Source organism: Patescibacteria group bacterium (genome assembly GCA_041662665.1).
GTDB lineage: Bacteria > Patescibacteriota > JABMPQ01 > JABMPQ01 > JAQVVF01 > JAQVVF01.
Map to the genome: position 1 here is coordinate 105,706 of JBAZSC010000004.1, position 12,322 is coordinate 118,027.

11 protein-coding genes, 2 tRNA genes and 1 rRNA gene are annotated in these 12,322 nt (G+C 37.1%); 2 read left to right on the forward strand and 12 right to left on the reverse strand.

What is annotated here, in order from left to right; genetic code table 11:
* Positions 1–18 precede the first annotated feature (18 nt).
* Complete coding sequence (locus tag WC663_06095) at positions 19–2,958, forward strand: PBP1A family penicillin-binding protein (GenBank protein ID MFA6296901.1); 2,940 nt, start codon at positions 19–21, stop codon at positions 2,956–2,958.
* A gap of 194 nt (positions 2,959–3,152) precedes the next feature.
* Here the strand turns inward: WC663_06095 and WC663_06100 are convergent, their stop codons facing one another.
* The 11 genes from WC663_06100 to WC663_06150 form a co-directional block, all read right to left on the reverse strand.
* The gene (locus WC663_06100) at positions 3,153–4,307 is read right to left on the reverse strand and encodes a hypothetical protein (GenBank protein MFA6296902.1); all 1,155 of its coding nucleotides are present in this window, start codon (positions 4,305–4,307) and stop codon (positions 3,153–3,155) included.
* Positions 4,308–4,487: 180 nt separating this feature from the next.
* A complete protein-coding gene (locus WC663_06105; protein MFA6296903.1) occupies positions 4,488–4,721 on the reverse strand; it encodes a hypothetical protein in 234 nt (77 codons plus the stop codon).
* Between the two features lie 321 nt (positions 4,722–5,042).
* Positions 5,043–5,888, reverse strand: a complete 846-nt coding sequence (locus tag WC663_06110; GenBank protein ID MFA6296904.1) for a hypothetical protein — start codon at positions 5,886–5,888, stop codon at positions 5,043–5,045.
* A 125-nt stretch (positions 5,889–6,013) separates the two neighbouring features.
* Complete coding sequence (locus WC663_06115) at positions 6,014–6,415, reverse strand: polymer-forming cytoskeletal protein (protein ID MFA6296905.1); 402 nt, start codon at positions 6,413–6,415, stop codon at positions 6,014–6,016.
* 83 nt (positions 6,416–6,498) lie between these two features.
* Complete coding sequence (locus WC663_06120; GenBank protein MFA6296906.1) at positions 6,499–6,963, reverse strand: DUF4446 family protein; 465 nt, start codon at positions 6,961–6,963, stop codon at positions 6,499–6,501.
* 88 nt (positions 6,964–7,051) lie between these two features.
* Positions 7,052–7,471, reverse strand: coding sequence for an ATPase, T2SS/T4P/T4SS family (locus tag WC663_06125; GenBank protein MFA6296907.1), 420 nt, complete (start codon positions 7,469–7,471; stop codon positions 7,052–7,054).
* A 138-nt stretch (positions 7,472–7,609) separates the two neighbouring features.
* The gene (locus tag WC663_06130) at positions 7,610–8,035 is read right to left on the reverse strand and encodes a hypothetical protein (GenBank protein ID MFA6296908.1); all 426 of its coding nucleotides are present in this window, start codon (positions 8,033–8,035) and stop codon (positions 7,610–7,612) included.
* A gap of 276 nt (positions 8,036–8,311) precedes the next feature.
* Positions 8,312–8,384, reverse strand: a tRNA-Ala gene (locus tag WC663_06135).
* Between the two features lie 37 nt (positions 8,385–8,421).
* Complete coding sequence (locus WC663_06140; GenBank protein MFA6296909.1) at positions 8,422–9,033, reverse strand: hypothetical protein; 612 nt, start codon at positions 9,031–9,033, stop codon at positions 8,422–8,424.
* A 9-nt stretch (positions 9,034–9,042) separates the two neighbouring features.
* Positions 9,043–9,306 carry a hypothetical protein gene (locus WC663_06145; GenBank protein ID MFA6296910.1) on the reverse strand — a complete coding sequence of 88 codons (264 nt, stop codon included), beginning with the start codon at positions 9,304–9,306 and terminating at the stop codon, positions 9,043–9,045.
* Between the two features lie 85 nt (positions 9,307–9,391).
* Positions 9,392–9,468: transfer RNA gene (locus tag WC663_06150), tRNA-Ile, on the reverse strand.
* Positions 9,469–9,695: 227 nt separating this feature from the next.
* On the opposite strand from WC663_06150, the gene WC663_06155 reads away from it, so the two are divergent.
* Positions 9,696–10,358 (forward strand): hypothetical protein, encoded by a 663-nt coding sequence (locus WC663_06155; protein MFA6296911.1) that lies wholly within the window; start codon positions 9,696–9,698, stop codon positions 10,356–10,358.
* Between the two features lie 325 nt (positions 10,359–10,683).
* Here the strand turns inward: WC663_06155 and WC663_06160 are convergent.
* Positions 10,684–12,303: ribosomal RNA gene (locus tag WC663_06160) — 16S ribosomal RNA — on the reverse strand.
* Positions 12,304–12,322 lie beyond the last annotated feature (19 nt).

Here is a 12,322-nt window from a genome sequence, read left to right on the forward strand (position 1 = left end):
TAAAATAATTTTAATTTTATGTTTGATTTTAGACAAAAGGGCTTAGATAAGCCAAAAGTTATAAAAACTAATTCTTCAAATATGGCAAATCCAAAGAAAAAATCAGAAAAACAACGCAAAATTGTCATTATTTTTGTTGCTATAGTTACCTTTTTCTTTTTGGTTTTTGGCGGTATCTTTGCTTTTTATGCAAAAGATCTTCCATCTCCTAGTAAAATTAACTCTAAGAATGTCTCTGAATCAACAAAAATTTATGATCGCACTGGAGAAACATTGCTTTACGAGATCCATGGTGGCGAGAAAAGAACGCTAATTCCGCTTTCTGAAATGCCAAAAAGTATTCAGGAGGCCACAATTTCTGCAGAAGATAAAAATTTTTATCATCATTTTGGTTTTGATCCTATCGGCATTATCCGATCTGCACTCAAGAACACAAAAAGCGATGAAAGAGTCGGCGGATCAACAATTACTCAGCAATTAGTCAAAAATACGGCTTTGTCATCAGAAAAAACCTATACTCGAAAAATAAAAGAGCTTATTTTATCAGTTGAAATTGAAGCTTTATATACAAAAAAAGACATTTTGCAAATGTATTTAAACGAAATTCCTTATGGTTCAAATGCTTATGGTATTGAATCTGCAGCAGAAACTTTTTTTGGCAAGAAAGCCAAAGATTTAACATTAGCTGAATCAGCCACACTTGCTGCAATCCCTCAAGCTCCTACTTACTATTCTCCTTATGGCGCTAATACTGATGCTCTCAAAGCTCGCCAGGAATGGATTCTTGATCGTATGGTTGATGACAAATATATTACTAAAGAAGAGGCAGAGCAAGCAAAACAGCAAAAATTTGCCTTTGTTGAAAAGCAAGAAGGAATTATTGCTCCTCACTTTGTAATGTACGTAAAAGACTTACTTGTCCAAAAATACGGCGAAAAAGAAGTCCAAAAAGGTGGTTATAAAGTTTATACAACTTTAGATATGAATTTACAGAAAATTGCTGAAAAAGTTGTTCCTGAAGGCGTCGATAGAAACTATTCATATGGTGCTTCAAATGCTGCCCTAGCTGCTGTTGATCCAAAAACTGGAGAGATTTTGGCTATGCAAGGCTCAAAAGATTATTTTGATAAAGAAAATGGCGGTAATGTTAATGTTACAATCAGAAATCGCCAGCCAGGTTCTTCATTCAAGCCAATTGTTTACGCTTTAGCCTTAAAAAGAGGTTATACTCCTGATACTATTCTTTACGATGTTCCAACCGATTTTGGCAATAATTACAAGCCAAGTAATTATGATGGCAAAACTCATGGTCCAGTTACAATGCGTACAGCGCTTTCAAACTCTCTAAATATTCCAGCTGTTAAAACATTGTATTTGGCTGGTCTTGAAAATACAATTAATTTTGCTCACGATTTAGGCATAACAACACTTGGCGATCCAAGTAATTATGGTTTATCTCTAGTTTTGGGCGGTGGTGAAGTTAAATTGCTTGATGAAGTATCTGCGTTCAGTGTTTTTGCTAATGATGGAATGAAAAATGATAAAAAAGCTATTTTAAAAGTTGTCGATCGCAATGGTAAAATCACCCAAGACAATACTAAAGCAGATCCAAAACGAGTTGTTGACGATCAAATTGCTCGCCAACTTTCAAGTATGTTATCAGATACAAACGCTCGTCAAATGGTTTTTGGTTCTGCTCCAAATTTAAGATTATCTGATCGTCCAGTTGCTGTAAAAACAGGAACAACTGAAAATTTTAAAGACGCTTGGACAGTTGGATATACTCCTTCAATTGCCGCTGGTGTTTGGGTTGGCAATAACGATGGTGCTCCAATGAATGCTGGATCTGATGGCTCTTATGTTGCTGCACCAATCTGGCATTCTTTTATGGAACAAGCGCTTGCTAACAAGCCAGTTGAAGAATTTCCAGGCTATGATCCAATTAAAGTTGATAAACCTGTTTTAATGGGCAAATCAGGCTCTGAACAAAAAGTCAGAATCGAAAAAACAACAAAAAAATTAGCAACTAACGATTGTCCAGCTGATGATGTCGAAGAAATTACAGTCAGAAGCGCTCATTGTATTCTTTATTATGTTGACAAAGATAATCCAAGAGGCGAAGTTCCAAAAAATCCAGCAGTAGATCCTCAATTCAGAAATTGGGAAAGTGGAGTGTTAGCTTGGGCAGGAAAAGATAATAAAGGCATTACCCAAATTCCAACTGAGACAACTGATGTTTGCAGTCCAGCTAAGAAGCCAAAAATTAATATTACATCTCCAACTGGCGGTTTGATTAAAGAGGATACTATTACTGTAACTGCTAATGCTTCTGCTCCAAATGGTCTAAAAAGCGTTGATTTCGCAGTTGACGGCATTTCAATTGGCTCTTCAGCATCCGAACCTTTCTCTGCTAATTTTTATACTGGCAGATTTGAAAATGGCTTTCATACAATTTCAGCTACAGTTACTGACAAAATAGGTCAAAAAGCCAGCTCTCAAGTTACAATTGAAACAAAAGTTGACCGCGCATCATCTATTTCACTTTCTTCATCAGGTTCTGGCAATTTGACTAAACAAGATTTTCCAATCAGCTTAACTGCTTCAGTTGTTTATTCAGGAACATTGCAAAAAGTCCAATTTTTGCTTAATGGCGCTGTTTACGATGAAGTTGGCTCGCCTACTGGCAATTCATTCTCAACAAGCTTAGCCTATCCTGGAACAGGTTCATATTCAGTTCAAGCAGCAGCTGTTGATGAGACTGGACGTGCAATCTTTAGTAATCAGGTTTCATTCTCAATTGCAGAAGCAAGTGTTCCAACAAAACCAACTGTACCAGAAAAACCAGTTGCACCGCAAAAACCAGCTCCAGACACAACGAAAAATAAAAAATCAAGCTTCTTATTCAAAGTCATTAATAATCTAGCCTATCTAAGCAACTTTGATTTCAGAATAAGCTAATAAAAATAATTAAAGATTTTAAAAACTCGCCCACAAGCGAGTTTTTTGTTTACGCAATTTCTGCGTTAGCTTCTGCGTTTTTTCGCGTTAGATCTTTCTAAAAAACGCACATCTAATTATTTTTGCATAACAATTTAAGACGAAAAACATTAAAATTAATCCAAATAAAAAAAGCACAAATTGTGCTTAAGGTACTATTTCATTCTTGAAAGAACTGCGTTCTGATGTTCCTGCACCTCTCTTTCTTTGCGTAATCTTGTTTCAACTCTTTCTCTGCCTTCAGCAATTTTACGCAAAAGTACAAGTGCTAATTCTGGATCATCTTTGCCATATTCTGCATGCCATCTAGTTGCTAGATCTAAGTCCTCTTGGTCATAGATTAAAAATCCTTTTTCATCGCTGAAACCCACGTTTTCAAAAACCATATATCTGACATATCTTCTCATGATTTCAAGAGCATAAACGTCATCTTCTGTCAGAGTACCAATAAGAGCAAGCAGTAATCTTTCATTGTAGGTTGGAAATAATCTGCAACCTTTCAAATTGAGCGCAAGCAGAAAGCCGATCTGATCAGCAAAAAGCGCAATTGAATATGGATTTTTTTTCAAGCCAACGAATGATGTAACGCGATCCGCATAGTGAGCAAACGCGCTCTCATGTTCTGCGCGAGGTTTCGCCTCTCCTTGTAATTCTGCCCTGACAGTTACTCTCATCTTCAAATCTGCCAATCTCTTGTAGCGTTCGTTAACTTTAGGATTCCACATGAGATGTGAAAACGGATTATATCCTGAACAATCATCCATGTTGTTAAAGCAGACCAAATCGTTCAGAGAAATCCTGTTAAACAAATTATCAGCATCTGGTCCTTCAGGCAAATAGCCCAAGAGTGCAATCATCCAGGAATTATACCGATTAGCAAGCGAAAGATGATCCGTAAATTCATCTTTGCCTTCAAGTGTCAACCGAAAGAAGCTGACAACCAAATCAACAATATATTCAATAAACTTTTCGCAATTAGCAACCAGGTCAAGTTCAAAACCATAAATACTAGAAAATGGCGTTACTAAATTCCAATTCTTTGGTGCGTTTTTTGGAGTTGGTGCAAGTAAGGCCAATATTGCACGCGCCTTGAATCTGTCGTTATAATCACCTTTTAGAATATCTACAAAGTAGCTGATAGAATCTCGTTTTGTTAGCTCGTGCCATTGTTTCCAAATCTCTTCATCAGCTTCAACAAAAAATCGCGGCCACCGTCTCTTGATGTCAGCAACCAACATTTCAGTTTTCGTTGCGCCTCTGAAAATTCCCATCTTTCTTCCTCCTCTTCTTGGGGTTGGCTTTAGAATCATTTTTCCGCATTAAAATCCGCTCAATCCGCGCAATTTGTTCATTTTTTTATAACATATTTTTGTGCAAGAATGATTTTGAAACACTCAAAATGAATTTTTAATTTTAAAGAGCATCTTTGAATATATCTTAATTTAAATTAATGGTCAATAAAAAAAGCACAAAATGTGCTTAAAAAAGTGCTAAATTTTTCCTTCAAGAGCCTTTTTCAATCTTTCTGCCAGCAGAGCGAGATAAACAACAACAAAGGATCCAATTAGTCCACTCATTATAGCTGCCACTATCGCCCTAAAAGTCATATTTTCATAGACCAACGGAATCGCATTAGTTAGTGACAAGTTTTGATTCTGCAAAACACATTGTGCTCCAATTCCCATCAGTACAAATGCGCTAAAACTGAAAAGAACAAATGTCATAAATCCAAGCAAACACATTTGAACCAAGTCTCCTTTTTTCACTCTAGCCTCCTTTGGTTGCTAGCCGTATTTCGGTACTAGCAACTTTGTCTACAACGAACTCTTCTGACAATAAAAAATAGCATGAAAACAAAAATTTGTCAATAATTTGACAAATTAAGCAAAATTTTACAAATTTTAATATTAAACAAGAAGAATGTGAATATCTTAATATCCGAATATCGTAATATCTTCAAAAATCAAAGCATTAGGGATCGCATTAGAGAAGTAGTTATTCGAGATAGCATTAGAGAAGAGTAATTAACAAAGCAAAAATCAAATTCAAAAGCTTCTTTTTTTACCAACAATTACTTCGATTGTTTTTGGCACAATTTCAAAGACTTCCGGCACTTTTTTAATCTGTTGTCCATCGCAAGCCATTATTAATTTTTCTTTGCAATAGAATTTAATCTTTTTACCGCGAAAAAATGATAAATCAGATTCTTTTTGTTTTTTATTTCCGCTAAACATAATTAAATCCAAAATTTGGTCTTTAGGATTAACTTTTGATAATTTTATTTTATTTTTTCCTTCAAAATTGATATTTCCTAATGAATTTATGACAGACATACTCGATAATTTTGCTTTTGCAAAGATTCTTTTATCTACATCAAAAGAAATCTCTGGCAATTTATTTCTAGAAATTGCTTTGATGACAGTTGTTAATTTTTCCCAAACTGTTTTTTTTCGATCCATAAAATCTGCATCAAAAGATGTCATAAAATAGCTTCCGTCAGCTCGGCCTAAATCAATTGTCTCAACTTTTCTACTAGTTAATGCCTCACAAATTGCATTATCATAAGGTAATCCCAAAACATCAGCTATTTTTGATTCTCGTAATGGTACCATTCCAAAAACTGGCCAATTTTTGACTTGCGGATTAGCTTTCTTTAATTTAGCAATTGTATTTATGATCTGGCTCGCAGTCTTGTCTGATCCAACAGCAACTATTGTTGTATATCTACCATCTAGTATCGCATCATGCGCCAGAATATCAGCAGTTCTAAGTGGTGTTACTGATACTTTTTCATAACGAATGCCAAGATCAGAAAACTTTAGACTAATAATGTCTAAAAGTTTAGCTTGTTTATCTTTTATTTTGTTTGATTCGCAAATAAAATAATACATAGACGAAATTCCAAATAACAAATACCAAATTCCAAACAAATTACAAACTCCAAGCTACAAAAAACAAAAGTTTTGTAATTTGTATTTTGGGATTTGTTTGTGATTTGGTATTTGGAATTTTTAAACTATTCTTGTTCTTCTTCAGAAACATTGCTTTCTTCAATTCCCATTTGACAATGTCCAGAAAACATCGCGCCGTCGCTGATTGAAATTGATGACACAACAACATCGCCAAAAATCTTGCCAGTTCCTGTAATGCTTAATTTTCCTGATGCTTTTACATTTCCTTCGACTCTTCCGCCTACTGTCACATTTTCGCCTGAGATATTAGCCTTGATTGTTGCTGTGTCGCCGATAGTTACATCTCTTTCAGTTACAATTTGGCCAACAACATCGCCATAAACGCTGATATTTCCAGTGCTGATCAAATCGCCTTCTAATTTTACCGATGATCCGACGATTGTCTCATTATTTTCCGCTCCTCCAACAACTTCATCTTCGATTGGTTTTACGTTCTTTTTAAACATACGTTTAGTAATTAGTTAACTAGTAATTAGTAATTAGTGTCGGCACTAGTTACTAATTTCTAGTTACTAGTTACCGATTCACGCTATTCTTGTGCTTTTTCAATTGCTTGTTTTTCTTCATCAGACAAATTATATTCTGATTTTCCGCCTTTAATTGGTTTGGCAAACATTCTAGTTCCAGCTCTTGAATGAAGGCTAGAAACAATAATGCCATTATTATTTGCGTCTAGAAGTGCCATCGCAAAACTTTGATCTCCACCAGTATCTCCAAAAGGATTGAATCTGACTAATCCAACTTTCGTCAAGCTATTCATCATTATTTTGTTTAGCTGATCAGAAATATTATAAAGCTCTTTGACATCAGTATCTATTCTTTTGATTTGTTTTGCACAATCATCAAGCACATTTTCTAATCCTTTTTCTTTTGCTTCAGCCAAAACTCCTCTTTTGTCAGAAACATAAGATCTAACTAAAAAAGTTAAATAAATCACCCATCCAAGCAATGCAAAAACAATAATAAAAAAGAAAATTAGAAACAAGTTAGACATTTATTTTATATAAATTAATTAGTTATGTTATTATAGCAGAATTTTTTTAAAACAACAAAAAACAGACATAAAGTCTGTGCAATTCAGTTTAAGGTGCAATTGGAGTCGAGTTGGCTTCTCTTCTTAAAATTAAGACTGCTTTTTCGCCAAATTCTGTTTGGGTGATTGAAACATCAAAAAGATATCTTCCACTAGGTACAAATTTCGAAGCTACTTTTATGTCAATCAGTCCATTTTGAGGTTTTTCTTTTTCGCTAACATCAAGAAGTGCCATAATTTTAATTCGACTAATCATGGTTTCCTTCAGGCTCAATGGCGGACACATCACAAGAACCAGATTTCCATCAATTCTGTAGCTAACTTCAATCCGTTTTTCAACAGGTACGATCTGTATTTCAGTTCCGCATTGCCTAATTGAGTCTAAAAGAATCATACTCACCATTCTTACAGCTGGATTCGAAGTAAATTCTACAGGTGCATCTTTGCAATCTCTTTCTGCTTCTGTCATTTTCCCTTCCCTCCTCTCTTGGGATGAATTTAAGGTACAATAAACAAAACTAATCAAAACACTGATCAATTATAATATAATTATATCATTTTTTAATATCTTTTTCAAGCATAAAAAAACAGACATAAAGTCTGCGATCTAAAGTGCAAATGATGTTGGGTTTACTTCTCGATTCAAAATCAATATTGCTTTCTCGCCGAATTCTGTTTGTGAAACTGTAACATCAAAATGAAATCGTCTATCAGGCTTGTCTTGAACGCTGACCAACACATTTAACACGCCAGTTTGCGGCATTTCCGTCATATCTTCGTTTAGGAGAGCAATTTCTTTGATATGAGCAATGGCATAGCCATGCAAATTGAGCTGCGGACGCATCACAAGAGTAAGATGTCCATCAATCATGAATTCAATTTCAACTTTGTTCCTAAAAGGAGTAACGTGAATTTCTGTTGCTCCTTGTATTACAGCATCTAGCAACATATTATTTATCATCCATTCTGCTGGATTTGATATTGCTCCAGGCGCAGACGAAATGCTTTGGCAATCTCTTTTTTCTTCTGCCATTTTCGTTTTCCCTCCTCTCTCTCTCTCTCTGAGCCAAAATAAATTACAACAAACTAAACTAATCAAAACGTTGATTAATTCTAATATAATTATATCATTTCTTAATATTTTTTTCAAGCATAAAAAAACAGCGATGCGCCGTTAATTTAGTTATTTCTAATTTAGTTATTTTGTTATTAACATGGTGGACCTGAGCGGACTCGACCATGAAAATTTTTTATTCAAAAATTTTCATCCTCCTGCTTGCAAAGCAGGCGCTCTGACATGATTTATTTATGGACCTGAGCGGACTCGAACCGCTCACCTCCTGCTTGCAAAGCAGGCGCTCTACCAGATGAGCTACAGGCCCAATATAATAACAAAATAACTAAATTAGAAATGAAAAATTACTTTCTTTCTTCTGTCTTGCTTAACGTATCAGTCATTTTTACGTATAAATAAACTAATAACACGCCAATTAATGCCCCACAAGTATTCATTAACAAATCATTTGGCGTATCAAAGCGATCTCCTAGTCTATTATTGCTTAGAAAAAAACTTTCTGAATATTCTTCAATCTCGTACAAGACTCCAAGAAAACAAGCTGCAAAAAAGGCATAACTTCCAATCAAATATTTTTTAAATTCAACTCTTCTTCTTTTTAATACAGCGCAAAGTATGAAGAATATTAATCCAGCAACTGAAGCTCCGCCTAAGAAATGAGCCATTTGATCATACCATGAAAATCTGCCATACCATTTAAAAATATCTCCAAATGCATCAATCAACACATTTCCTAATGGAAACAAGAATACAAAACTTGGAATAGTATAATTAAATTTCTTTTTACAATACCATAACACAAATTCTAAAGCAATCCAAACTACAATTGATGTCAAAGCTAATCCAAACCAGCTAAATTCAAGTTCAAAATGTAAGATGCCAAAAAGATTAGCTAGCTCAAAACAAGCAAGTGAAGCAAAAGCAATCCTTACAAACCACAGAATTATAATATTCATAATAATGAATTATTGTAATCCGCCTCCAAATAAGCCTTTTAGCATATTTGGTAATGTATGTTGTAAAAAACCAGTCATGTATAATGTTGAAACAGCAGCAATTAAAACGCCCAGCAGTTGCCAGAACAATCTTCCGCCACCAAATGTCCCAAAATATTTTTGAGCAAAGCTTGGACTTCCGACATTATTAATTAACCATTCAGATTTTAAAGTTACAAAAACTCCAATTGCAATACCTATTAATCCTAAAAATATTTGGCCGATTAAAGACATGAAATAACATTTAACATTTAACTTTTAACAGTTAACTCGCTATTTATAGCGTTAATTGTTAAGTGTTAATAGTTAATTGTTTACCTGGTGGGCGCACTTAGATTCGAACTAAGGACCTCGTCATTATCAGTGACGCGCTCTAACCAACTGAGCTATGCGCCCATAAATAAATAACAAAATAACTAAATTTTAAATAACAAAATATCTTTTGCTTTCCTTACTATTTTAACATCAAAAAATATTTCTTTCAAGTCTTTATGTCCAAAAGTTTTAAAAAGTGCAATATGTGTGTGCACATTACCCAAGAATCTTGACAATCTGCTTGCCTTATTGTATCCTGATTTAAACGTTCTTTCCGACAATTTCCTAGCCAGAGGAGGAGGAAAGCGATGAGCAACAGAGAGCCAGAAATCACACTGCCAGTAGTCATTCAACGGGACTTTTTCACTTCTCTTTCCGACGATCAAGCTATTCAGATCTTGATTCCTATCATTGGCGAAAAAGAAGCTCGCGCTTATGTCCAGAAGTGCCGTTATTTTGCAATTGACCATTTCAACAACTACGAGGGTACAATCTTTTGGTTGGTTAAAGCTGGCTACACACTGAAACAGCATGCTTCCAAACTTGGTCCGTGCTACAAGAATTTCGATTATTTACAGACCTGGAATTTCAACGATGAGCCAACTTTTGACAGTCTTGTTTTCTGGGTTCCCAGACTTGTTCCTGACGGCATTCGAAAAACAGCAAATGAACAGTTGAATTATCTCGCCAGACTTAGCAAGAAGTACGATCTGCCAGCCGATCATCTTACTGATTTCGGCAGTGTCACCTTAAACAGCGGTCTCATTTTGAGCTACTTCAACCAGACAAAGGAACGAGTTCCTCCGGATCGGTTGTGGATCAGGACTTCTGCTCGCGGCTCCGATGGCAGTCGTTTCGACCTGGGCGACTTTGATGAGCGAGGCCTCTACTGCAGCGGCTACGATTTGGGTGGCGGTTTCGTTGACGATCTTGGCTGTTTCGCTCTAGGTATTGTAAAGCTCGCAGCATAATTATTTAAATTTTTAGTTCTTTCAACTCTTGATGTATTTCAAGAGTTTTTTTATTTAGAGCTTCGGAACGTCGGAGCTTCGGAACGTCAGAACGTCAGAACGTCCGACGATCCGATTTCCGACACTCCGAAGCTCTAAAAACGAAAACCAGCGCTTTTACGCTGGTCAAAAATAATATCCAATATCTAATATCCGTAATATTCGAAGATACTTTGATAATCAAAAAGTGATAAGAGGGTCGATTAATTCCTTACATAATGAAAATAAATTCATCTCGACAGATCAATAAAAATCCATAAGACTTTCAGAGATCAATTCTCCCTAGAAAGGAGGTGATCCATCCACAGCTTCCGCTACGGATGCCTTGTTACGACTTCACCCTTCTCGCTGATCTCACCGTGGTTCCTCAAAAGAGGAGCTTCGGGTGCTATCAACTCGCCTGATGTGACGGGCGGTGTGTACAAGACCCGAGAACGTATTCACCGTAGTGTGCTGACCTACGATTACTAGCGATTCCGACTTCATGAGGGCGAGTTTCAGCCCTCAATCTGAACTGAGGCCGCTTTTGTTGAGATTTGCACTGCCTTGCGGCTTAGCTTCTCTTTGTGTCCCGAAGGACTCTAGATAATTCTAGAACGGCCATTGTAGCACGTGTGTTGCCCAAGATGTCAAAGGGACGTGCTGACTTGACGTCATCCCCACCTTCCTCCGACTATACGCCGGCAGTCTCCAAAGTAAAATATAACATTGGACAAGGGTTGCGCTCGTTAACGGACTTAACCGAACAGCTCACGCCACGAGCTGACGACAGCCATGCATCACCTGTCCTAACGTTCCTTGCGGCACATCTCGATTTCTCAAGACTTCGTTAGGCTTCAAATCTTGGTAAGGTTCTTCGCTTACTGTCGAATTAAACCACATGCTCCACCGCTTGTACGGGTCCCCGTCAATTCCTTTGAGTTTTAATCTTGCGATCGTACTCCCCAGGCGGGATACTTAACGCGTTTGCTTCGACACAGAAAGGGTCGACTCTCCCTATGTCTAGTATCCATTGTTTACGGCGTGGACTACTGGGGTATCTAATCCCATTCGCTACCCACGCTTTCGTCTCTCAGCGTCGGAAACAGACTAGCAAGACGCCTTCGCCACTGGAGTTCCCCCCGATATTAACGCATTTCATTGCTACACCGGGAGTTCCTCTTGCCTCTTCTGATCCCAAGTCTGCCAGTTTTAATTGCAGCCCTGATGTTGAGCACCAAGATTTAACAATTAACTTAACAAACCGCCTACAGACGCTTTACGCCCAATAATTCCGGGTAACGCTTGCCATCCTCGTATTACCGCGACTGCTGGCACGAGGTTAGTCATGGCTTATTCGTATGGTACCTTCAACCCAGCACATTTTACTATTGACATTAGCATAACTTAACTAGAAATGACTATCTATCTGTATAACAAAATCATGTAAGTATCAACAGTAACATGTGCTGGACTTATTCCCACACAAAAGATCTTTACACCCCGAAGGGCTTCTTCGATCACGCGGCGTCGCTCCGTCATGGTTGCCCACATTGCGGAAGATTCTCGACTGCAGCCTCCCGTAGGAGTCCGGGCAGTGTCTCAGTCCCGATGGTGGGGGTCATCCTCTCAAACCCCCTACCCGTCATAGCCTTGGTAGGCTTTTACCCTGCCAACTAGCTGATAGGCCGTAGGCTCCTCTCAAAGCAATAGTTCTTGCGAAATATTTTTGAATGGGAATGACTTTCGTCCCCCCATTAGTATCAGATATTAGACCAGATTTCTCCGGCTTATGTCTGTCTTTGAGTCAGATTACCAACGTATTAGTACCCCATTTGCCACTAGTGAATAAATTCACTCGTACGACTTGCATGCCTAAAACACGCCGCCAGCGTTCACCCTGAGCCAGGATCAAACTCTCAATAAATATCTATAATTAATAAATT